Genomic DNA, 23,178 nt, shown 5'->3' with positions numbered 1-23,178 from the left:
TAGGGGAGTAGGGGAAAGAGCGCTTCATGCGCTACGTTTCGCAGTCAGTCGCTCCCTATTACCTACTCCCTTACTGCCCTACTCCCTTACTCCCATATTTCACAGCCACCCATTCTTCTTGAACCGCCAGTACAGGAACGAGCAGATCGCGGCCATCACCAGCAGGATGATTGGATAACCGTATTCCATCTTCAGTTCCGGCATGTCGGAGAAGTTCATGCCGTAGATGCCTGCGAAGGCCGTGGGCACCGCCAGAATGGCGGCCCATGAGGCGAGCTTCTTGGATATTGCGGTTTCCTGGCTCTGCCCGACCAGCAGACTGGCTTCGAAGGCGAAGGCCAGAACCTCGCGCAGTGAGTCGATCTTTTCCTGCACGGTGCGGATGTGGTCGGTCACGTCGCGAAACAGCGGATGCATGGCGGCATGGATCTGCGGCAGCTCGGCACTGGTCAGCCGACGGCAGACCTCGACCAGCGGCAGCGCCGCATTGCGCAGGCGCAGCAGATCGCGGCGCAGCATGTAAAGCCGCTCGATATCGGAACCGGTCATCGGCTTCAAAAGCACCTTGTCCTCGATCGCCTCGACCTCGTCCTCGATCTGCTCCAGCACCGGCATGTAATTGTCGACGATGAAATCGAGGATGGCGTAGAGGACGAAGTCCTCGCCCTTGGCGAGCGAATGCGGGCAGCTCTCCCAGTGCTGGCGCACGGCGGCGTAGGAGGTCGACGGGCCGTGCCGGACGCTGACGATGTAGCCGGTGCCGACGAACAGATGCGTCTCGCCGAACGTGACGCGGCCGTCGATCAATTGCGCGGTGCGGGCAACGATGAAGAGGGCGTCGCCATATTGCTCGATCTTCGGGCGTGCATGCGGATGCTCGGCATCCTCGATCGCCAAATCATGCAGGTGGAATTGCGCCTGCACCCTGAGCAGCAGGTTGCGATCGGGCTCGAGCAGGCCGATCCAGACGACGTGGCCGGGTTTTGCCGCCCATTCGCCGGCTTGTTCGACGGCGATGTCGGCGACGCGCTTGCCGCCCGAATAGACGCTGGATGCAATGATGCCCGACGTTGGGGCCGGGGTCAGGTTCCGAACTTGTTCCATCGCAAACCTCCCGAGACTGCGACTGACAAAATCGCTGTGTCTGGAGGAGCTTATCCTAAATCAGGAAGCCGTTCGAGAGGCGCCGGTTCACTTAGCCGGCACCGTGCCCGGAAGCACGACCTTGTCGGTCTTGTCCCCCTTCGGCCGATCGGCCGGCATCTGGTCGCCGGTGACGATGTAATAGATCGTCTCGGCGATGTTGGTCGCGTGGTCGCCGATGCGCTCGATGTTCTTGGCGCAGAACAGAAGATGCGTGCAGGGCGTGATGTTGCGCGGATCTTCCATCATGTAGGTTAAAAGCTCGCGGAACAGCGAGGTGTACATGGCGTCGATCTGGTCGTCCCGGTCGCGCACGAGGCCGATCCTCTCGACCGAGCGCGAGGCATAGACATCGAGCACTTCCTTGAGCTGCGTCAGCGCCAGATTGGCAAGGGCCTCCAGGCCGCGGAAAAGGCTATTCGGCTGGCGGCCGTCGACCGAGGCCACGCGCTTGGCGACGTTCTTGCCCAGGTCGCCGACGCGCTCGATATCGGCCGAGATGCGGATCGCGCCGACGATCTCGCGCAGGTCCGTCGCCATCGGCTGGCGCCTGGCGATGATGATGATGGCCTTGTCGTCGATCTCGCGCTGTCCTTCGTCGAGGACGAGATCGTCCTGGATGACCTTCTGCGCGAGGCCATGGTCGACGTTCACCAGGGCCGCGACCGCCTGTTCGACCATGCGCTCGGCATGGCCGCCCATCGCAGCGATGCGCTTCGACAGGAACTTCAGCTCTTCATCATAGGCACTGGCGATATGGACGGACTGCATGGATATGCCTTCCCGGTTTGTGCCGGCTGGTGCGTTCCCTCAATCCGTCGCTGATACGCGAACCGCATGACAGAAAGAAGAAAATCCCGGTTGGCAACCGATACACGATCAGCGAGCCGGCAAATGAACCGTGAACGCCGCGCCCTTGCCGACTTCCGACTTGATCGACAACCTTGCGTTATGACGGGTCAATATATGCTTGACGATCGAAAGGCCAAGCCCGGTGCCTTTCTGGGTGCGGCTGTTTTCGACATCGACGCGGTAGAAGCGCTCGGTGATGCGCGGGATGTGTTCTTCGGCAATGCCCGGACCATAGTCCCTTATCGTGACGTCGAAGCCCGGCTGTTGGCTATCCTCGCCGCCGGCGATCGATACGGTGACGTGCCCACCTGACTGGCCGTATTTGCAGGCGTTCTCTAGGAGATTCTCGAAGACCTGGAACAGTTCGTCGCGATCGCCTGGAACGACGAGCGGCCCGTTGGCGAACTCCCGCTCGATGACGACGCCGTTCTCACCGGCCAGCGGCCCGAGCGAATCGATGACGCTATCGATCGTCTGGCGAAGATCGACCTCCGTGCCCGGCCTCAGATAGGGTTTCATCTCCAACCGCGACAGCGAGAGCAGATCGTCGATCAGGCGGGCCATGCGGCCGGTTTGGTTCTGCATGATCTGCAGGAACTGGTCGCGCGCCGCCGGATCGTTGCGGGCCGGCCCACGCAGCGTCTCGATGAAGCCGGCGATGGAGGCGAGCGGCGTGCGCAGCTCATGGCTGGCATTGGCGATGAAATCGGCTCGCATGCGATCGATGCGACGCGTCTCGCTCTGATCCTTGAACACCAGCACGTAAAGGCCGGTGGCATGGCCGACCGTGGACGCGCTGACCCGATATGTCCGCTCCACCGGCAGCTTCTCGGTGTAGTCGACCGCATCGGCGGCGACCTGACCCGACAGAATGCCGTCGAGCAGCGCCTGCATTTCCGGCGCGCGAAACTTCAATGCAAGCGACATCCCCGGAGCCAGCCCGCCGAAGGCGGCGAAGGCGGCGGCGTTGGCGTGAACCATGGCGGCGGAGCGATCGAATATGATGAGCGGATCGGCGACCGCGGCCGCCAGATACTCGCCGGAGAGCCGCTGCAGCCCGCTTGCCTCGATCGCTGCTCCCGTATCGGCTGGCTGGCGTTCGGTATTTGCCGGCAGCATCGCGGCGGCCGCCAGCGCGGCCAGGGCCAGCATCAGCACATAGACGGAGACGCCGGCGAAAAAATAAACGGCAAGGACCGCGAGAACACCCGCGCCAAGCAGCCAGCGGTTGCGTGACAGCCGCGCCGCCAAGGCTTGCCCCCTGTTGTTTTGTCCCGCGCCCGTCTCTGCCATAAGCCCGCGCCACCCCGCATCCCGTTCGACCGGCCAGCGGCTCGCTGGACCGGCCTGACGCATGGGACCGTGAAAATCAGGATCGATTTTCGCGAAGGTTCATGCGCAAAATCAAAATGCTACAGCGTTTTTGCACCCGAATGCGCGCTGCGCTGCACAGGCTCCATAGCATGAGTCCGCAAACTGGAAAGGTTCGTCTGGATGAAAAAGGCCAAGGAAACGGCTGAAGCAGTGCCGGTCACGGCGCCGATCAAGATCAAGATCGGCGGCAAGGAGCGCGAGTTCGACATCGACAATCCGGTGCTCCCGGACTGGATCGAGGACAACAAGCTCACCGCCGGCGGCTATCCTTACGACAAGAAGATGAAAGGCGAGGAGTACGAAAAGGAACTCGAGACTCTGCAGATCGAACTGGTCAAGGCCCAGGCCTGGCTGCAGGCCACCGGCAAGCGGGTGATGGCGCTTTTCGAAGGGCGCGACGCGGCCGGCAAGGGCGGCACGATCTTCGTGCTGCGGCAATATTTGAACCCGCGCACGGCGCGCAACGTCGCCCTGACCAAGCCGACGCCGACCGAGGCGGGGCAGTGGTATTACCAGCGCTATGTCGACCATTTCCCGACCTCGGGCGAGTTCGTCACTTTCGACCGCTCCTGGTACAACCGCGCCGGCGTCGAGCCGGTCATGGGGTTCTGCACGCCGGAGCAGCACGAGAAATTCCTCGACGAGACGCCGCATTTCGAGCGGATGATCTCCAACGAGGGCATCCATTTCTTCAAATTCTGGCTGAACATCGGCCGCGAGACCCAGCTCGAACGGTTCCATGACCGCCGCTGGTCGCCGCTGAAGAACTGGAAGTTCTCGCCGATCGACATCGCCGGCGTCGGCAAGTGGGACGACTACACCAGGGCGCGCGACCAGATGATCGAGCGCACGCACAAGGAATTCTCGCCCTGGATCGTCGTGCGCGCCAACGACAAGCGCCGCGCCCGGCTCGCGGTGATGCAACGTATCCTGCTTTCCCTGCCCTATGACGGCCGCGACCTCAATGCCATCGGCAAGCCCGACAAGAAGATCATCGGCGAGGGACCGGAATTCCTGAAGGACTAGTGCTTTTCCCCGTTTCATGGAAACGGCGAAACGCCTATCTCTTTGTTTTTACGCAGTTCCGGACGAATTACAGCGCCGCGCGCCTTTCGGCTCGCGCGGCGCTGAGGTTTTTAAGCCAGGCGCTCAGGCAGCCAGGCGGGCGATCCGCTGCAGCCGCTTCAGCGTGGTGTCATCCTGAAGCGCCTGCTGGAACAGCGTGATCTCGTGGTCGATGCGGTCGCACAAGACGTCCGTGTCGCCCTTGAGCAGGCTGCGCGTCTGCAGCAGTGCCGCCACAGGCTTCTTGGCCAGCTGTTTCGCCCTCGCCAGCGTTGCTTCCTCGGCGCTGCCTTGCATCACGATCTCGCCGACCAGGCCGAGCGCCTTGGCGTCTTCGACGCCCAGCGTGTCGCCCAGGCAGAAGAAGCGGAATGCGCCGGCATAGCCGAGCTTTTGGGGTGCCAGGATGCTGGTCGCCGCGTCCGGCACCAGGCCGAAATCGACGAACGGCACCCTGAAGGTGCTGCCCCTGGAAGCGATCACCATGTCGCAATGGAACAGGATGGTGCAGCCGACACCGACGGCGTCGCCGTCGACGCAGGCAAGGACCGGCTTGGGGAAGGTCGCCAACATGCGGAACATGTCGGTGACGGCGGCGATCAGCTCTTGGTGCTTGGTGGCGTCGAGGAACTCCGAGAAGTCGCCGCCAAGGCAGAAGCATCCGGCAAGGCCGCGCAACATGACGACGCGGACCTCGTCATTGACGGCTGCCTCGTGCAAGGTCCTGGCAAGGCTCGCATAGGCATGCCTGTCGAGCACCGGCCGGCCATCATGCGAGGACACGGTGACGACAAGCGTATGGCCGCGCAGTTCCGGTTCGGGATGGAAACTCATGACCGCCTCCATCACGAAGCCTGCTTGAGGCCGAGCAGACCGGGATAACCCCGATTCAGCACCGGCAGGTGGTGGTTGCGGCGGGCCCGCACGACATCGAGCGTATGCTCGGTAAAGGTGAGCAGCGTCGCCACGACCTGCTGGTTGCCATAGGTGCGCTGGTAGCCGAGCGGCTTTGCCAGGAAGTGCAGTTGCAGCGCCCGCAGCACCCACATCGGCTCGAACTCGATGATGACCTGATTGACGGAGCGCTTGAGGCCCCATTCGACGAAGCCGGCGATCAGTTCGGTGCCGACCGTCGAGACGCCGCGCTTGCCGTCGCGAAAACCCGGAGCCACCGCGTAGCGGGTCAGTTCCCAGACATTCGGCCCCGAGGGAGACGGTCCCTCACAGAGATCCGACAGCACGTCCGTGAGCAGATGCGGCCGTGTGGTCGGCAGCATCCGCTGGTAGCCAGCCAGCTCGCCGTTGCGGATGACGAGGTGGTGCTCGGCCTCGTCATGATCGAACTGGTCGATCTCGAGCTGGTCCGGACGATCAAGATCGGTCCATCCCATCTCCTCGACGAAGATCTTGTAGCGCAAGCGATGGACCGCCTCCCAGAGGTCGGGACGTTCCATCAATTCCTGAGTGGTAAGGGCAAAAAGCATTAGCCGTCTCCTAGGCTTAAGAGGAAGATACGGCCGTGATGTCCCTTAAAATATTGCGCGAATGCGCAGGCAAGAATTTCTAGGTCGGCACGGCCGACCTAGCTAATATAGCCACGTCTAATCGCCTCCGCGACTGCCTGCACCCGGTTGGCTGCGCCCAGTTTGCTCTTGGCGTTAAGAAGATGTTTCTCAGATGTGTGTTCCGAGATGCCTAAAATTTGAGATATCTCCCATTCAGACTTGCCGACTGCGGCCCATTGCAGGCATTCCCGCTCACGCGCCGTCAATTCTATGTGATCGATGACGCTCTCGGCCTTGGTGTGCAGTTGCATGGCGCGGCCGATCGCATAGGTCGATGCGAGCGACACCATTCCGAATTCCGCATCCGACAAGTCAACGGATTCGCCACCCAGCGAGACCATGACGATCTGGCCGTCGAGCGTGACCAGCGGAAATGCCAGGCCGTCGCGCAGCTTGAACTCGCGGGCGTCGCCCATGACTTCGTCGCTGCTCTTGTCGATCAGGGCGTTTTTTGAAGCGTCCCGCCATTGGAACGGCGCCTGAAGCTGCTTCATGTGACTGACGACCGGATCGTGGTCGACATAGTTGCGCGCCACATAGCGCTCCAGCCAATCGCCGGGCCAATCGCAAAGCATCACATGCTGTTTCTGCCGGCCACGCGGCGTGCCCGGCTGCGGCACGGTTCCCGCCATCAATGCGGTCAGGCCGAAGTTCGAGGTGACGCCGAGCAACCTCTCGCAGACCGCGGCCGCGGTGCCAGCATGCTGCAACTGGTCTATGTATTCCAGAGTTCTGTCAAACAGGCCCATCGCAACATCTACCCCATGTTGCTTCTATTTTTCTCATTGCCGACGGTAGATGCCCGAACACCCCTTCGCCATCAACCTCGGGTCGCAATTGCCTCAGCAAAGCCGGTAGCTTCCCCCTTCCGGCACGCAGGTCACTTGCAAACACGCCGAATCATACGCTTAATTCGGCCGCCTGAAATCAAAAACCGTTGTGCCTGCCCCATTTTCATACGAAAAGCCGAGGAACGGGGACAGGCGCGGAGCCATATCGTGATCTTGCGGTGGATATTTCTGGCCCTGATGTCGCTGGTGGGCGGCGCGTTGCCTCTCGCCGATGCGACTCAGGCGGCGGAGCCGCAGGTGCCGGTGCTGTGGGACGCCAAGGAGCGGCTGCCGAAACCCGACCTCTCCGCGCTGCCGCGGCTCAGATTCCTCACCACCACCGATTTTCCGCCCTTCAACTTCCTCGATGGCGCTGGCCGGCTGTCGGGTTTCCACATCGATCTGGCGCGGGCGATCTGCGCGGAACTGGACGTCGTCGAGAAATGCCAGGTCCAGGCCTTGCCGTGGAACGAACTGGAGGGCGCTCTCCAGAAAGGCGAAGGCGAGGCCATCATCGCCGGCATCGCCGCGACGCCGGAAAGCCGTGAGAAATACGCCTTCTCGCGCTCCTACATGCAATTTCCAGCCCGCTTCATCATGCCGAAGGCAAAGGCCTTCGCCGAGCCGATCCTCGACAAATTGCGCAGCAAGCGGGTCGGCGTCGTCGCCGGCTCGGCGCATGAGAAAATGCTGCGCGATTATTTCAACACCGTCCAGGTGGTGACCTTCGACACGCCGGAAGACCTCTATACCAACCTCAAGGCCGGCAAGATCGACGCCGCCTTCGGCGACGGCATGCGCTTCGCCTTCTGGCTGGGCGGTTCGGACGCCGCCGGCTGCTGCCGCTTCGCCGGCGGTCCGTATCTGGCGCCGGAATATCTGGGCTCGGGCATGGCGATCGCCACCCGCAAGAGCGACACCGCGCTTGCCGCCGCCTTCGACTACGCGCTGCAGGAAATCTCGATCAAAGGCAGCTTCGCCGAGTTCTACCTGCGCTATTTTCCTGTCAGCTTCTTTTAAGCCCGCAGCCTTTCTTCAGGTGAGCGTGCGCAGGCGGGCTTTCGCCGCACGCGCGATCGCGGCGACGGTCAGCGTGTCGAGGTCGAGCTTGAGGCGGATGAGCTGCAGCACCCTGACTTCCTCCATACGCATTTCGAGATCGACGGCGGCTACTTCAAAGGCAGCGGCATAAGCAGTGTCGCGCAGCCGCTCGGGTAGCGCTTGGGAGACGCGCGCCAGCACGCCTTCCAGCCCGTCCTTGTCGTGCAGCGCCTTCTGGCAGGCCTGCGCCACCGCAATTAGCCTGTCCTGGTTGAAATCGACGAAGACCGGCCAGGAGCGGACGACATCGCCGATCCGCGCCAGTTCGACATCCGTCATGTCGCGATCGGAAGCCGACGTGATGACCATCAGGTGGATCAGGGCTTCGTGCGGCGTCAGCAAAGGCATTCAAAACTCCTTGAAAGTGAGGCTCGAACGTAGGAGCGCGATTGTGGCGCCGCAAGGAAAACCGCCGCAAATCGTTGACGCTCCGGTCTCGCGCGCCTAGAGACCGGTCGACAAACCTTATCCGCCGCGCAGACGGCCATGACTGGAACTCCGACATGACGGGATCAAACATCATCGATCTCAATCCCGAGATGCTTGCCGCGGCGGCCGAGAGCAAGGCCTGGCCGTTCGAGGAAGCCAAGAAGATCATCGCCCGCTACAAGGGCAAGGATTTTCCCGAAACCGTGCTGTTCGAGACCGGCTACGGCCCGTCCGGCCTGCCGCATATCGGCACGTTCGGCGAGGTGGCGCGCACGACCATGGTGCGCCACGCCTTCCGCGTGCTGACGCAGGACAAGGTCAAGACCAAGCTTCTGTGCTTCTCCGACGACATGGACGGCATGCGCAAGATCCCGGAGAACGTGCCGGACCGCGCGGCGCTGGAACCCTACCTGCATATGCCGCTGACCTCGGTGCCCAATCCGTTCGGCGGCGACTATGCGAGCTTCGCCGACCACAACAACGCGATGCTGTGCCGTTTCCTCGATACGTTCGGCTTCGATTACGAATTCGCCAGCGCGACGCAGTATTACAAGGCCGGTCGCTTCGACGAGGTGCTGCTGCGCGCCGCGGAGCGCTATGACGAGATCATGGGCGTGATGCTGCCGACGCTCGGGCCGGAGCGCCAGGCGACCTACAGCCCGTTCCTGCCGATCTCGCCGAAGAGCGGCCGCGTGCTCTATGTGCCGATGATAAATGTCGACGCCAAGGCCGGCACCGTCACCTTCGACGACGAAGGCACGGAGACGACGCTGCCGGTCACCGGCGGCCATGTGAAGCTGCAGTGGAAGCCGGATTTCGGCATGCGCTGGGCGGCGCTCGGCGTCGACTTCGAGATGTTCGGCAAGGACCACCAGACCAACGCCGGGATCTACGACCGCATCTGCAACATCCTCGGGGGCCGCGCGCCGGAGCATTTCGTCTACGAGCTGTTCCTCGACGAGGAAGGCCAGAAGATCTCGAAGTCGAAGGGCAATGGCCTGACCATCGACGAATGGCTGACCTACGCGCCGACCGAGAGCCTCGGCCTCTATATGTACCAGCGGCCGCGGCAGGCGAAGAAGCTCTATTTTGACGTCATCCCGAAGGCGGTTGACGAGTATTACGCTTTCCTTGGCGCCTATCCGCGCCAGGACTGGAAGGAGCGGCTCGGCAATCCTGTATGGCACATGCATGACGGCAACCCGCCGGCTATCGACCTGCCGGTACCGTTCGCGCTGCTGCTCAACCTGGTGAGCGCCTCCAACGCGCATGACAAGGCCGTGCTGTGGGGCTTCATCTCGCGGCACGCGCCGGGCGTGACGCCGAAGACGCATCCGGAACTCGACCGGCTGACCGGCTACGCGATCCGCTATTTCGACGACTTCGTGAAGCCGACCAAGATCTACCGTGCCGCCGACGAGATGGAGCGCGAGGCGCTGGCCAAGCTTTCCGACGCGCTCGGCGCGCTGCCGCAGGGCGCCGACGGCGAGGCGATCCAGAACGCGGCGCTCAACGTCGCGCGCAAGATCGACCGCTACCAGGACCATTCCAAGCAGAGCCCTGAGGGCGGACCAGGCGTGTCGGTCGCCTTCTTCCAGATGATCTACCAGGTGCTGATCGGCCAGGAGCGCGGGCCGCGCTTCGGTTCGTTCGCGGCGCTTTACGGCATCGCCGAGACACGCGCGCTCATTGAGCGGGCGCTGGCTGGTCAGTTGGCGGCGTAACGTCGCCGCCATCGGCCGGCAGGATCGAATCCGGCGCAACCGGCGCCGGACCTGACGCGGCCGGCAGCGCCGGCAGACCGTCAAGCTTCGGCGCGGAGCCGAAAATACCCTTCCTGGCCGTGCGGGCCTTGTTCTCGGCCTCGACATAGGGACCGCCTTGCGCCGCGCGCGCCCAGCCATTCTCGACCAGCCACTGGCCGACGTCCTGATTGCCTATATGGCATTCGGCGGAAATGGTGTCGCGCCCGCCCTCGGGCGGCACGGTGCAGGCGACCGCCCGGCCACGCAGGAAAGCGCGGAAGGCTGTCCTGGCGCACGCGCCGCAGGCCCAGCTCTTGCCCTCGTCGGCGCAGGTTTCGTCCGCCTTGACGACATCCACGCCGGACACGGCGACCGCATAGCCCTTCGACTCGATCAGCCCGGCGGCGATGGCGACCGGCTGGAACAATTTCGTGCCGTTCCAGTCGCCTGGCATCTTCGTTTTGGGCGGCTTGGGCGGCCCGGCCAGCGCCAGATCGCTGAGCGGCGCGCGCGGTCCCACCCGTTCGAGTTCGTTGTCCGAAAGAGCGGGCGGCGCCACCACTTCGGGATCGATGGCCCTCGAATGAACAGGTGGCTGCGGAGCGGCAGGCGCGGGAATGGCCGAGGTCGCCGGCTCGTCCGGCGGCGTCTCAGTGCCTGGATCTGCAAGCGCCTCCGGATCGATCTGATCCACCGCGATCGTGCTCTCATGGCCTTTGATTGCGCGCCCGCCGGTCACGACGAGCGCCGCCATGACCGGAAGCGCCAGAACCGCCAGGACTGTTTGAAGAAGCCGCACCGGTCCGGACCTACTGGCTCGCCCAAACGATGCGCGCCACCCATTCGATGTCGCGCGCCGGGATGTCACGGTCCGGGTGGGCGGGGTTCAGCGAAACCAGCACGATCGATTTCACCGTTTGCCGATCGAGCACCTTGGCCATCACCTCGCCGGCGGTGGTCTTGACCACGACACGATCGCCCTTGCGCGTCGGCGCGCCCGGTTCGACGATCAGCACGTCGCCGTTGCGGTAGAGCGGCAGCATGGAATCGCCCTGCACCTGCAGCGCGTAGGACGTCTCGGTCGCCCGCGCCGGAAGCTCGACCAGATCCCAGCCCTGCCCCGCCGGATAGCCGGCATCGTCGAAGAAGCCCCCCGCGCCGGCCTGGGCGAAGCCGAGCAACGGAACCGCGCTGCGATGTTGGGCGACGGAAGCCCCGCCGCGTCCTTCGACCAGTCCAGTGAATTCCTCCAGCGAAGCGCCGGTGGCCTCGATGATCTTGGCCAGCGATTCGGTCGAGGGCCAGCGCGGCCGGCCGTCGGAAGACAGGCGCTTCGACTTGTTGAAGGCCGTCGAATCGAGGCCCGCACGCCGGGCAAGGCCGGAAGCCGAAAGCGAATAGCGCTCGGCGAGAGCGTCGATTGCGGCCCATACGCGGTCGTGTGAGAGCACGCGCGCTCTCCTTCAGAACAGGAAAAAATGCCTCAAGCCTGTCTAGCGCGCGACCACACCATTGTCCATCGGCGTGGCTGATGGATCATCGAGAAATCTGCGTGGCTTTCGCGTCCTTACGCGACCTATCCGATCCCGGCCAAAGCCTTGGGCAGGCCCTTCTTGAGTTCCTCGGCATTCATGACCGGCACGAAATCCACGGCGGCATTGAAAGCCAGGAAGAACCGCTCGCCGAAATGAGGCATGTCGGAACTGTCCTTTATGTCGACGAACAGGTAAGCCGTTCGTTGACCTTTTTCGGCGGTGAAATAGGCGGCCTCCGGCTTAAGGTCCGACAGGGTATGTTCGATGAACTTCGCCATGCTGCCGTCCTTGAGTGCCTTGTTGCCTTCGACGGTCGGAACGGAAATTCTCAACATCATGCGCATGATGATCGCTCCCGTGGTCAACAGTTTTGTTAGATGAAACTAATATATCATCCAAATCCTTCGCCAAAAGGCCGACGACGCCCGCGCCTCTAAAATGTGATCCAAGCCGTTGTTGACCCGGCAAGTCGGACTGACCACGTCAGCGCCATCAGGCGGCCTTGGCCTGTTCGCGCAAATTCCGGTGCGAAAGCATGAAGGCCCGCTCGGCTTCGGTCGGCGGGCGTGGACTGGCGGCGTGGCCGAGCGCCGCGACGACCTCGTCGATGTCGAGGAAGCGGCGGCCGCCGCGGTCATAGACGCCGCCGGTGGTCAGGATCAGCGCCGCCGTCTCGCCGCCATCGAGGACGAAACGATGTCTGCCGATGACGGAGGCGCCTTCCCAGGTCTCGATCGACGAGACCACCTCGAAGCGGCGCCACAGCTTGATCTCGCGTACATAGGCCACCTGCAGCCCGCCGATCATCGGCGCCCAGCCATTCTTGCGTGCAAGCGCGATAAGGCCGACGCGCAGGAAGATATCGATGCGGCCGAGATCGGCCAGCATCATGTAGCGGGCATTGTTCAGATGCAGGTTGAAATCGATGTCGATCGGCAGGCAGCGGAAGGCCAGCCGGCTTTCGTCGCCGACCCTGTAGGGGCCGCGGCTCGACGCCGTGGCCATGGTGCGGGCCATTCGCGCCCAGACATACATCCCGGCTTCGTTCGTCAGGCCGCCTGCTTGACCTCACCCTTCTGGTAGGGATCGAAGCGCTGGTAGAAGGTCTCGCCCTTCTCGGCCATGTCGAGCAGAAGCTTCGGCGCCTTGAACTCGGCGCCGTATCTCTTCTGCAGGCCCTTGGCGATCTTGACGAAACGCTTGGCGCCGATGCCGTCGATGTAGGACAGCGCGCCGCCGGTGAAGGGCGCAAAGCCGAAGGCGAGGATCGAGCCGACATCCGCCTCGCGCGGATCGGTGACGATGCCCTCTTCCATCACGCGCGCCGCTTCCAGCGCGATGGCGACCAGCAGGCGCTGCTTCAGCTCCTCATAGTCGACCTTGTCGGGGTTGAGCTGCGGATAGAGATCCTTCAGGCCCGGCCACAGCTTCTTCTTCGCCGGCTTGGCCGGATAGTCGTAGAAACCCTTGCCGTTCTTGCGGCCGAAGCGGCCATGCGTGTCGACCATGGTGTTGATCAACGCCATCTGCCTGGGATCGACGGCCTTCTCGCCGAGATCCCGGATGGTCTGCTTCATGATCTTCTGGGCAAGGTCGACGGCCGTCTCGTCGGTCAGCGCCAGCGGGCCGACCGGCATGCCGGCAGCCTTGGCGGCGTTCTCGATCATCGGCGCGGGCACACCCTCGATCAGCATCTTGTAGGCTTCCGACATGTAGCGCAGCACGCAGCGGTTGACGTAGAAGCCGCGCGTGTCGTTGACGACGATCGGCGTCTTGTTGATGGCGCGCACGAAGTCGAAGGCGACGGCCAAGGCCTTGTCGCCCGTCTTCTTGCCGAGGATGATCTCGACCAGCATCATCTTGTCGACCGGCGAGAAGAAGTGGATGCCGATGAAGTTCTTCGGCCGCGCCGAGTTCTTCGCCAGAGCGGTGATCGGGATCGTCGACGTGTTCGAAGCGAAGATCGCCGACGACTTCAGCACCGCTTCCGCCTTCTCGGTGGCTTCTTTCTTGACGCTCGAATCCTCGAAGACCGCCTCGACGACGAGATCGCAGCCGGCAAGGTCGGCATAATCCGCCGTCGGCGTGATCAGCGACAGGAGCTTGTCCTTGTCTTCCGGCTTGGCGCGGCCCTTCTTGACCTGATCGGCCAACAGGCTGTCGGAATGCGCCTTGCCTTTCTCGGCCGACGGCAGGTCGCGGTCGAGCAGCACCACCGGAATACCGGCGCGCGCGGTGACATAGGCGATGCCGGCGCCCATGAAGCCGGCGCCGAGGATGCCGATCTTCTTGAACTTGGTCTCCGGCACGTCGGCCGGCCGGCGCGCGCCCTTGTTCAGTTCCTGCAGCGACAGGAACAGCGAGCGGATCATCGCCGCCGCTTCCTTCGACTGCATGATCTCGGTGAAATAGCGCTGCTCGATCCTGAGCGCCGTGTCGAAGGGCACCAGCAGGCCTTCATAGACGCATTTCAGGATAGCGGCCGCAGCCGGATAATTGCCGTAGGTTTCGCGGCGCAGGATGGCGATCGCCGGCGGCCAGAGATTGGCGCCGGCGGCCGAATAGATCGGACCGCCGGGCAGCTTGAAACCCTTCTCGTCCCAGGGCGCCACCGGCTTCAGCCCGTTCCTGATCATCGCCTTGGCGGTCTCGACGAGTTTCGAAGGCTCGGCGATCTCGTGGATCAGGCCCATCGCCTTCGCCTTCTGCGGCGTCAGGTTCTGGCCGGTGGTCAGCATCTGCAGCGCCTGCTGCTGGTCGGTCAGCCGCGGCACGCGCTGGGTGCCACCTGCACCGGGGAAGATACCGATCTTCACTTCGGGAAGCGCCATCTTCACCTTGTCGGAATCGGCGGCGACGCGGCCGTGGCAGGCGAGCGACATCTCGAAGGCGCCGCCCATGCAGGTGCCGTTGATCGCCGACACAAACGGCTTGCCGCAGGTCTCGAGCTTGCGGAACAGGCCGGTCATGTAGCCGGCATTCTCGAACAGCGCCCTGGCCGCCTTGTCGAGATCATTCTCCTTCGCGGCAGCGAAGGTCGCCAGCATCTTCTGCAGCATGGTGATATCTGCACCGCCGGAGAAGCTATCCTTGCCGGAGGTGATGACGGCGCCCTTGATGGCGGCATCGCCGGCCACCTTATCGACGATGTCGTTGAGCTCGCGCATCACCTCTTCGGTGAACACGTTCATCGAGCGGTCCGGCATGTTCCAGGTGATCAGCGCAATGCCGTCGGCGTCGGTGTCGAGGGTGAAATTGGTATAGGTCATCTTCTTCTCTCCCCGTCAGACGCGTTCGATGATGGTGGCGGTGCCCATGCCGGCGCCGATGCAGAGCGTGACCAGCGCGGTGTTGAGGTCGCGACGCTCCAGCTCGTCAAGCACCGTGCCCAGGATCATGGCGCCGGTGGCGCCGAGCGGATGGCCCATGGCGATCGCCCCGCCATTGACGTTGATCTGGTCATGCGGGATGTCGAAGGCCTGCATGTAGCGCAGCACCACGGAAGCGAAAGCCTCGTTGAGCTCGAACAGGTCGATGTCCGACTGCTTCATCTTGGCGCGCTTCAACAGCTTCTCGGTGACGTCGACCGGACCGGTCAGCATCAGCACCGGTTCCGAGCCGATGTTGGCGAAGGCGCGGATGCGGGCGCGCGGCTTCAGTCCCATCGCCTTGCCGGCCTTCTTGGAGCCGAGCAGCACGGCGGCGGCGCCGTCGACGATGCCGGAGGAATTGCCGGCGTGGTGGACGTGATTGACCTCCTCGACCTCAGGATGCTTCTGCACGGCGACCGCGTCGAAGCCGCCCATTTCGCCCGGCATGACGAAGGACGGGTTGAGCGAGGCCAGAGACTGCATGTCGGTCGAGGGCCGCATGTGCTCGTCATGGTCGAGAATGGTGAGGCCGTTCTGGTCCTTGATCGGGATCACCGAATTCTTGAAACGGCCGTCGGCCCAGGCTTTCGCGGCGCGCTTCTGGCTCTCGACGGCATAGGCGTCGACGTCGTCGCGGGAAAAACCGTATTTGGTGGCGATCAGGTCGGCCGAGATGCCCTGTGGCACGAACCAGCCGGGCAGGCCGACGGAAGGGTCCATGAACCAGGCGCCGCCGGACATGCCCATGCCGACGCGCGACATGGATTCGACGCCGCCGGCAATGACGATCTCGTCCGCGCCTTGCGCGATCTTGGCGGCGCCGAAATTGATTGCGTCGAGACCGGAGGCGCAGAAGCGCGAGATCTGCATGCCAGGCGCCTTTGTGTCGTAGCCGGCCTCGAAGGCCGCGGCGCGCGGAATGACGGAGCCAGCCTCGCCGACCGGGTCGACGCAGCCGAAGATGATGTCGTCGACAGTGCCGGTGTCGAGCCCGTTGCGGTCGCGCAGCGCCTCGAGCGTCCTGGCGGCGAGCCTGACCGCCGGCACCTCGTGCAGCGAGCCATCCTTCTTGCCCTTGCCGCGCGGCGTGCGCACGGCGTCATAGACGTAAGCCTCAGTCATTTTCGTGCTCCTTGGCTTTGCCGACCGCCGCGCTCAGAGAGAGCGCCCGATCAGCAATTTCATGATTTCGTTGGTGCCGCCGTAGATGCGCTGGACGCGGGCGTCGCGGTACATGCGGGCGATCGGATATTCATTCATGTAGCCATAACCGCCATGCAGTTGAAGGCATTCGTCGACGACTTTGCCCTGCAGGTCGCTGAGCCAGTATTTGGCCATCGAGGCGGTCACCGGGTCGAGCCCGCCATCGATGTGGCGGGCGACGCAATCATTGTAGAAGACGCGGCCGATGGTGGCCTCCGTCTTCAGTTCGGCCAGCTTGAACTGGGTGTTCTGGAAATCGATGACGGCCTTGCCGAAGGCCTTGCGTTCCTTGACGTAGTCGATGGTGAGCGCCAGCGCCCGCTCGATCATGGCGATCGCGCCGGTGCCGATCTGCAACCTCTCCTGCGGCAGTTGCTGCATCAGTTGGACGAAGCCCTTGCCCTCCTCGTGGCCAAGCAGGTTCGAGGTCGGCACGCGCACGTCGTTGAAGAACAGCTCGGAGGTGTCGTTCGACTTCAGCCCGATCTTGTCGAGATTGCGGCCGCGCTGAAAACCCTCGGCCTCGCCGGTCTCGACGACGATCAGCGAGGTGCCCTTGGCGCCCTTGTCCGGCTCGGTCTTGGTGACGACGATGACCAGGTTGGCGAGCTGGCCATTGGTGATGAAGGTCTTCGAGCCGCTGATCTTGTAGTGATTGCCGTCCTTCTCGGCGCGGGTCTTGACGCCTTGCAGGTCGGAGCCGGCGCCGGGTTCCGTCATGGCGATGGCGCCGATCAGCTCGCCGGTCGCGAGCTTGGGCAGCCATTTCTGTTTCTGCTCCTCGGAACCGTAATGCAGGATGTAGGGTGCTACGATCGAATTGTGCAGCCCGATGCCGAAGCCGTCGACGCCGACATGGCCGATCGCCTCGATGATGGCGCTCTCATGGGCGAAGGTGCCGCCCGAGCCACCGTATTTCTCCGGCATGGAAGCGCAGAGCAGGCCGGCGGCCCCGGCCTTCAGCCAGCTCTCGCGGTCGAACATCTCGTTCTTCTCGAACTCGTCATAGCGCGGCGCGATTTCTTCCGACATGAAGCGGGACGCCATGTCGTAGAGCATGCCGACTTCGTCCGCCGCCCAGGCGGGCTTCGGCAGGCCAAGAATTTCGGCTGGATTTGTCGCCACGATTTCCTCCGCGTTCCGACAATTGTGGGCCGGCGGTGCCGGTCCGCCGAACCTAGAACGCTTCCGCCGGCAGCGCCATTAGCGTGTCCGCGCCACTCGAGATGCGGGCAAGACGCGTCGCCGTTTCCGGCATGACCCGCTCCATGAAGAAGCGCGCGGTCACCAGCTTGGTGTCGTAGAATACCGAAGCGCCGTTGGCGCCTTCCGCGAGCTTCGCCTGCGCCGACTTCGCCATCTGCGCCCACATATAGCCCAGCGCCACCAAGCCGAAGAGATGCATATAGTCGGTCGAGGCGGCACCGGCATTGTCGGGTTTGGCCACGGCGTTCTGCACCAGCCACATGGTGGCCGCCTGCAAATCGTTGAGACCCTTCTTCAGCGCCTTGGTGAAGGACGCCATCTTCTCGTCGGCGCGGTTTTCCTCGCAGAATTCACCGACTTCCTTGAAGAAGGCCTGCACCGCGCGGCCACCATTCTGCGCCAGCTTGCGGCCGACGAGGTCGAGCGCCTGGATGCCGTTGGCGCCTTCATAGATCATGGCGATGCGGGCGTCGCGCACGAACTGGCTCATGCCGTGCTCTTCGATGTAGCCGTGGCCGCCGAACACCTGCTGCGCCATCACCGCATGATCGAAACCCTTATCGGTGAGCACGCCCTTGACCACCGGCGTCATCAGGCCGGTGTAGTCGTCGGCCGCTTGGCGGTCCTTGTCGTCGCCCGAGCGATGTGCGACGTCGGACTTGATCGCCGTCCACAACGCCAGCGCGCGACCGGCCTCGTTGAAGGCCTTCATGGTCATCAGCGAACGGCGGATGTCGGGATGGACGATGATCGGGTCGGCCTTCTTGTCCGGCGCCTTGGCGCCCGACAGCGAACGGCCCTGCAAGCGGTCCTTGGCATAGGAAACAGCGTTCTGATAGGCGATCTCGGAGACCGAAAGCCCCTGCAGGCCGACACCGAGGCGGGCCTCGTTCATCATCGTGAACATGGCCTTCAGGCCGCCGTTCAATTCGCCGAGCAGCGTGCCCTCCGCCTCGTCATAATTCATGACGCAGGTCGAGTTGCCGTGGATGCCCATCTTCTCCTCGATCGAGCCGCAGGAGAGCGTGTTGCGCTGGCCGGGATTGCCCGAGGCATCGAGCTTGAGCTTCGGCACGATGAACAGCGAGATGCCCTTCACGCCTTCCGGCGCGCCCTCGGCGCGGGCAAGCACCAGATGGACGATGTTGTCCGACATGTCGTGCTCGCCGGCGGAGATGAATATCTTCTGGCCGGAAATGCTGTAGGTGCCGTCACCGTTGGGAACGGCCTTGGTGCGCAACAGGCCGAGGTCGGTGCCGCAATGCGGCTCGGTCAGGTTCATGGTGCCGGTCCAGGTGCCCTCGATTAGCCTGGGCAGCCATGTCGCCTTCTGCTCGTCCGTGCCGTGGGTGACGATGGCCGCGATCGCGCCTTGCGTCAGGCCGGGATACATCATCAGCGCCATGTTGGCGGAGATCATATATTCGGAGACGGCGGTGTGGACGGCGTAAGGGAGGCCCTGGCCGCCGAACTCGGCAGGCGCTGCAAGCCCCATCCAGCCGCCTTCGCGATACTGGTCGTAAGCATCCTTGAAACCCTTGGGCGTCGTCACCGAGCCGTCGTCATGGCGTACGCAGCCTTCCATGTCGCCGACGCGGTTCAACGGATGCATGACGTTTTCGGCAAGCTTGGCGCCCTCGGCGAGGATCGCCTCGAGCACGTCGGGCGTCGCATCCGAGAAGCCCGGAAGGTTGGAATAGCGCTGATAGCCCAGCACGTCGTTGAGAACGAACAGCGTGTCCTGGACCGGCGCCCTATAGATCGTCATGCCTTCCTCCACCCTTATAGTGCCGGCCGGCCAGCAAGTTCCTTATCCACGTCCTGGACAGGAGGCCGGGCCAATGTCGATGCCCCGATAGCAAATATTGACGTTTGCGTAAACGTCAACTTCGTCGCAGCCAAAAATTTATGTGAGCGGTTCGGCATTGTGGCGACAAAAAAGCCGCGCGGCTATAGCCGCGCGGCTCTCCATTTCCGGGATTGTCCCTGTTGAGGGCCAGCGTTCAGCCGGCGGCGCTGGCCTGCGGCGCCGCGGTGCGCTCGACGAGCATCTGGCGCACCGCCGTCATCGACGTGCTCAACTCGTTGATGGCGTCGTCGATCAGCGCGCGCTGCTTCTGCAGGCGGGCGAGCTGCTTCTCCGACTTGTCGAGAGCCAGCCGCAACTGCTTGGTGTTGGTGCCGGTCGGATCGTAGAGATCCATCATCTGCTTGACGTCGCGCAGCGAGAACCCGACCTTGCGGCCGAGCAAGATCAGCTTCAGGCGGGCCTTGTCGCGGCGCGTATAGAGACGGGTCGAGCCGTCGCGATGCGGATTGAGCAGGCCCTTGTCTTCATAGAAACGCAGCGTGCGCAGCGTCACACCGTATTTCTTGGCCATCTCGCCGATGCGGACGAATTCCTCGCCGGCTTCGAGCGGTATGTCATTGGTATTGGCCGCGGCTTCGCCGGGCGAAACAAGTTTCATGGTCACTGGCTTTCCCCTGGTGGCGTCGCGGTCTCGGACCAAGCGTCGCCTGAATGGAAGCGGGGGCGTGCTTCCAATCGTGGTTGCAACAAGTCAATCGCAAGAGGCACGGCTTCGCACCTTTTACGTTTACGTCAATTCTATATCGACAGCCACGGGGTGACGCAAGGGCGTTGTCAAAACGGACCTTTATGCCGCACCTCGGAGATGACCCATGAGAGCCCAAAGCTTTTGGGTTCCGGGCAAACTTCCTTGCTGCATAAAAAAGGGCAGTAAGCAACTGACGTTTCAACTAACCGTGGGGCCGCCTCGCCATCCGAAAATTTGAGCATCTGCTTGGCGCCAATGGCGATAGCATCAGAGGTGGCAGACTGGCGTAGCCCGCACACCTAAGCACCTACCACGAACGCCCCACCACCAAGTGCTCGCTAAATTACTACGATTAACTTTTTACTAAGGATGTTGTTTAGGACGTTCTTTGCTGATTGCCGCAAGAATGCACCTTTGAGATGGGTGGGCATGGCGATGCAGGAAGGGCTTGCGGCGAAGGCCGATCTGAGATTGTTGCGCGATCGCCGAGCTGCCAATCGGACAGCTGTCTGGCTGGGCATGTTTGTCGGTACATATTCGCTTCTAGCCGGAATTCTCTTTCCCGAATTGTATCTGGAGAACTTCAAGGCGTTCTTGCTTGATTTCCTGCCCACGGCGCTGCTTATTTGTTTTATAGGGCTGTTAGGAACAGGTATCCTTCGGCGGCCTGCGTCCCCTCTATCCTACCTTGCAGAAATTATGGCCGCGCGAGGACTTGGAGCGATCGCGGTGGCGTTCGGGACAACCGTCGGGGTGGCCGCTTTCTGGACCTTTAAATACCACATCCCGGATATCGTTCCGTTCTACGCCGACCCCCTGCTTGCCAACCTTGACGCCACCTTGCACTTTGGCGACCCGTGGCGCCTCTTGCATGCAATAATACCTGCCGGTGCGATGCCGATGTTGGTCATCATCTACTTTCCGGTTTGGCTATTTCTATACTTTGCAGCGATCACGTCCGCTGCGCTTTGCAGTGAGCCTCTGCGGACCAGATACATGTTCGCGTTCGCTGTTACGACCATTGGACTTGGAACAGTGATGGCGGCTTTGCTGGCATCGGTCGGACCAATCTTCTATGACGCCTTCTTTGGCGGAGATCGGTTCGCAGATCTGAGGGCCGCTCTCGGCCAAAGCGACGCGGCACGGCCAGTTCTTGCCATAGCCGATCGTCTCTACTCGGCACACATGCACGGCGCGAAGGACGTCTTCGTCGGAATCTCTGCCATGCCGAGCATCCACGTGGCCATGGCCACGCTCAACGCTCTCTTTTTTTCGCAGCTCAACCGGCGGCTCGGCTACATTGCCTGGGGTTTCGCAGCCCTGACGCTTCTTTGCTCTGTTTATTTTGGCTGGCACTACGCCGTTGACGGTTACGTTTCAATCCTGGCTGTAGCCTTAATCTGGCGTATCACAGGACACCTATGCGGCGGCGGCGATAATGTTTGAATTGGTCGATCTGAAAGCGATCGCGATCGTATTCATGATTCTCGTTCCACTCGAGCATCTGATCCCGTTGCATGAAGGGCGGCGATACTTTCGACAAGGCTTCGTAACGGATATGGTTCACCTGGTGGTGACCGGACTGCTGTTTAAGCTCGGGTTCCTGATTCTTGTGGCGATATGCATGGTAGGCATCGATTCAGCCATGCCAAGCATTGTAGGCGAAACCGTGCGGTGGCAGCCGGTGTGGCTGCAGACCATCGAGATAGTCGTCATATCCGACCTGGGCTTCTACGCTGCCCACAGAGCACTTCATTCCGTGCCATTCCTTTGGCGTTTTCACGCGATTCATCACAGCATTGAGGAAATGGACGTTCTGGCGGCCCATCGTGTCCATCCCCTCGACCAGCTCTTCGTCAAGACGGTGTCGCTCCTGCCGGTCTACGCCCTCGGCTTCTCGATCGGACCAATCATAGTGTCCGCGCTGATCTACCAGTGGCAGGCGCTACTAATTCATTCGAACATCAGGATCGGGTTCGGGCCATTCCGATGGGTGGTCGCGTCGCCGCTCTTTCATCACTGGCATCATGCCAACGAGCGCGAAGCTTACGACAAGAACTTCGCCGGCCAGCTTTCCATCATCGATGCCGTATTTGGGACGATGTACATGCCCGAAGCGATGCCAAAGAAATACGGAGTCGACGATCCGGTGCCGGATGCGTACATCGGGCAACTCACCTATCCATTCACCCCGTCCAAGAAAGGGTCCGTTGTATTCCAGTTGTGGAGATCATTTATGACCAGTCGATTTGAAGACCTTGCCGGGCGCGCCGCGATACTGATCATCTTCTCGTTGTTGATGCTGAAGGAGATCGTCACTATTTCAGCAATGATACGGGCGAACGATATACTACCTGGCGCATCGCTCATCCTGACCTCAAGAATTACTACCTTGATCTTTATCTCGATGTCTCTCTTTTTCACCCTTGTAAGGCTCCCAGCCAAAGCAAATGCATCCGGCCTTTCGACTCGCGTCGTAGCGATCGCCGGAACTTTTTTGATGTCGCTGCTGGTCGTGCTTCCAGTGGGGACCGTCACAGCCGAGGTCCTTTTACTCGGCACTGCCATGATCGTACTGGGCACACTGCTTTCGGCGTATTGCCTATTCTGGCTGGGCCGTTCCTTTTCGATCATGGCAACGGCACGAAAGCTCGTGACCACGGGACCTTACAGCATCGTTAGGCACCCTCTTTATGCTGCGGAGGCGATCACCATATCCGGCGTCGTAATCGTAAACTGGTCGGTTGCTTCGGTGATTGTCGGCATTTGCTGGTTTATGCTCCAGTTTCAACGCGCGATGAATGAAGAACGGGTGCTGCGCAGCGCATTCCCTGACTATCACCAATACGCACAGCGAGTACCGATGCTGATCCCTTTGTCGCTGAAGTCGGCCGGTCCGGTCAATCAATGAGCAGCGCAGGCCAACCTGCCTTCGCCCAAGGCAGTGGCGTGGAGGAATTCAATTCCTCAGAGCAAGCCTAGCGACGTATTCAATGGCTTTGTCGAAGTCACCTGGAACTGGTCACGACGAAGAGACCCTCCTGCGTAGTGGCCTTTGCGGATTGAGATAAGGCAATCGCATTTCTCGATGGAGTCTATCTGTCGAGATCGTAAACGTCCGTCGGGCCCATGCTGTTGGGCGGAGTTTACGCCGCACTGGTCACGCGCCTCACGATTTATGCGCGGCTTCTTAAGCTTGGT

General features: G+C 62.2%; 21 protein-coding genes. 5 read left to right on the top strand and 16 right to left on the bottom strand.

Features of this window, described 5'->3' with window-relative positions; translation table 11 throughout:
• Positions 1-99: 99 nt before the first annotated feature.
• From FJ424_RS23500 to FJ424_RS23490, 3 genes are all read right to left on the bottom strand, one after another.
• A complete protein-coding gene (locus tag FJ424_RS23500; protein WP_140659403.1) occupies positions 100-1,104 on the bottom strand; it encodes a magnesium and cobalt transport protein CorA in 1,005 nt (334 codons plus the stop codon).
• A gap of 87 nt (positions 1,105-1,191) precedes the next feature.
• On the bottom strand, positions 1,192-1,914 hold the full coding sequence (gene phoU, locus FJ424_RS23495; protein ID WP_140659404.1) for a phosphate signaling complex protein PhoU: 723 nt from the start codon (positions 1,912-1,914) through the stop codon (positions 1,192-1,194).
• 108 nt (positions 1,915-2,022) lie between these two features.
• The gene (locus tag FJ424_RS23490; protein ID WP_140659405.1) at positions 2,023-3,288 is read right to left on the bottom strand and encodes an ATP-binding protein; all 1,266 of its coding nucleotides are present in this window, start codon (positions 3,286-3,288) and stop codon (positions 2,023-2,025) included.
• A 201-nt stretch (positions 3,289-3,489) separates the two neighbouring features.
• On the opposite strand from FJ424_RS23490, the gene ppk2 reads away from it, so the two are divergent.
• Complete coding sequence (ppk2, locus tag FJ424_RS23485; RefSeq protein WP_140659406.1) at positions 3,490-4,395, top strand: polyphosphate kinase 2; 906 nt, start codon at positions 3,490-3,492, stop codon at positions 4,393-4,395.
• Positions 4,396-4,518: 123 nt separating this feature from the next.
• Here the strand turns inward: ppk2 and FJ424_RS23480 are convergent, their stop codons facing one another.
• From FJ424_RS23480 to FJ424_RS23470, 3 genes are all read right to left on the bottom strand, one after another.
• Complete coding sequence (locus tag FJ424_RS23480) at positions 4,519-5,268, bottom strand: enoyl-CoA hydratase-related protein (RefSeq protein ID WP_140659407.1); 750 nt, start codon at positions 5,266-5,268, stop codon at positions 4,519-4,521.
• A gap of 11 nt (positions 5,269-5,279) precedes the next feature.
• On the bottom strand, positions 5,280-5,918 hold the full coding sequence (locus FJ424_RS23475; RefSeq protein ID WP_140645276.1) for an acyl-homoserine-lactone synthase: 639 nt from the start codon (positions 5,916-5,918) through the stop codon (positions 5,280-5,282).
• 98 nt (positions 5,919-6,016) lie between these two features.
• Positions 6,017-6,748, bottom strand: coding sequence for a LuxR family transcriptional regulator (locus FJ424_RS23470; RefSeq protein ID WP_140659408.1), 732 nt, complete (start codon positions 6,746-6,748; stop codon positions 6,017-6,019).
• A gap of 279 nt (positions 6,749-7,027) precedes the next feature.
• Here FJ424_RS23470 and FJ424_RS23465 point away from each other — a divergent pair, with 279 nt between their 5' ends.
• Complete coding sequence (locus FJ424_RS23465) at positions 7,028-7,849, top strand: transporter substrate-binding domain-containing protein (protein ID WP_140659423.1); 822 nt, start codon at positions 7,028-7,030, stop codon at positions 7,847-7,849.
• Positions 7,850-7,864: 15 nt separating this feature from the next.
• Here the strand turns inward: FJ424_RS23465 and FJ424_RS23460 are convergent, their stop codons facing one another.
• Positions 7,865-8,278, bottom strand: a complete 414-nt coding sequence (locus FJ424_RS23460) for a tellurite resistance TerB family protein (RefSeq protein ID WP_140659409.1) — start codon at positions 8,276-8,278, stop codon at positions 7,865-7,867.
• Between the two features lie 155 nt (positions 8,279-8,433).
• Here FJ424_RS23460 and FJ424_RS23455 point away from each other — a divergent pair, with 155 nt between their 5' ends.
• A complete protein-coding gene (locus FJ424_RS23455; RefSeq protein WP_140659410.1) occupies positions 8,434-10,083 on the top strand; it encodes a lysine--tRNA ligase in 1,650 nt (549 codons plus the stop codon).
• On the opposite strand, the gene FJ424_RS23450 is transcribed toward FJ424_RS23455, so the two are convergent.
• The 9 genes from FJ424_RS23450 to FJ424_RS23410 form a co-directional block, all read right to left on the bottom strand.
• Positions 10,046-10,858: a thermonuclease family protein gene (locus FJ424_RS23450; protein WP_140659411.1), complete on the bottom strand. Its 813-nt coding sequence runs from the start codon at positions 10,856-10,858 to the stop codon at positions 10,046-10,048. The genes FJ424_RS23455 and FJ424_RS23450 overlap by 38 nt on opposite strands.
• Before the next feature lie 55 nt (positions 10,859-10,913).
• A complete protein-coding gene (locus FJ424_RS23445; RefSeq protein ID WP_140659412.1) occupies positions 10,914-11,555 on the bottom strand; it encodes a helix-turn-helix transcriptional regulator in 642 nt (213 codons plus the stop codon).
• Between the two features lie 125 nt (positions 11,556-11,680).
• A complete protein-coding gene (locus FJ424_RS23440; protein WP_140659413.1) occupies positions 11,681-11,983 on the bottom strand; it encodes a hypothetical protein in 303 nt (100 codons plus the stop codon).
• 148 nt (positions 11,984-12,131) lie between these two features.
• Entirely contained in the window at positions 12,132-12,674 is a 543-nt protein-coding gene (locus tag FJ424_RS23435; RefSeq protein WP_140659414.1) for a thioesterase family protein, read from the bottom strand.
• A 14-nt stretch (positions 12,675-12,688) separates the two neighbouring features.
• On the bottom strand, positions 12,689-14,908 hold the full coding sequence (locus FJ424_RS23430) for a 3-hydroxyacyl-CoA dehydrogenase NAD-binding domain-containing protein (RefSeq protein WP_140659415.1): 2,220 nt from the start codon (positions 14,906-14,908) through the stop codon (positions 12,689-12,691).
• Between the two features lie 15 nt (positions 14,909-14,923).
• Positions 14,924-16,132, bottom strand: a complete 1,209-nt coding sequence (locus FJ424_RS23425; RefSeq protein ID WP_140645285.1) for an acetyl-CoA C-acetyltransferase — start codon at positions 16,130-16,132, stop codon at positions 14,924-14,926.
• Between the two features lie 33 nt (positions 16,133-16,165).
• On the bottom strand, positions 16,166-17,338 hold the full coding sequence (locus FJ424_RS23420; protein WP_140659416.1) for an acyl-CoA dehydrogenase family protein: 1,173 nt from the start codon (positions 17,336-17,338) through the stop codon (positions 16,166-16,168).
• Between the two features lie 52 nt (positions 17,339-17,390).
• Positions 17,391-19,187 (bottom strand): acyl-CoA dehydrogenase, encoded by a 1,797-nt coding sequence (locus tag FJ424_RS23415; RefSeq protein ID WP_140659417.1) that lies wholly within the window; start codon positions 19,185-19,187, stop codon positions 17,391-17,393.
• Between the two features lie 235 nt (positions 19,188-19,422).
• Positions 19,423-19,887, bottom strand: a complete 465-nt coding sequence (locus tag FJ424_RS23410) for a MerR family DNA-binding transcriptional regulator (RefSeq protein WP_140659424.1) — start codon at positions 19,885-19,887, stop codon at positions 19,423-19,425.
• Between the two features lie 519 nt (positions 19,888-20,406).
• Between FJ424_RS23410 and FJ424_RS23405 the strand changes: the two genes are divergently transcribed.
• Positions 20,407-21,423, top strand: coding sequence for a phosphatase PAP2 family protein (locus tag FJ424_RS23405; RefSeq protein ID WP_181182228.1), 1,017 nt, complete (start codon positions 20,407-20,409; stop codon positions 21,421-21,423).
• Positions 21,416-22,888 carry a sterol desaturase family protein gene (locus tag FJ424_RS23400; protein WP_140786379.1) on the top strand — a complete coding sequence of 491 codons (1,473 nt, stop codon included), beginning with the start codon at positions 21,416-21,418 and terminating at the stop codon, positions 22,886-22,888. The genes FJ424_RS23405 and FJ424_RS23400 overlap by 8 nt, the downstream gene beginning before the upstream one ends.
• The last annotated feature ends 290 nt before the right edge of the window (positions 22,889-23,178 follow it).

It is taken from the genome of Mesorhizobium sp. B3-1-8 (assembly GCF_006439495.1).
Taxonomy (GTDB): Bacteria; Pseudomonadota; Alphaproteobacteria; order Rhizobiales; family Rhizobiaceae; genus Mesorhizobium.
Note: the sequence above shows the minus strand (reverse complement) of the source record. Positions and strands in the feature narration are given on the sequence as shown.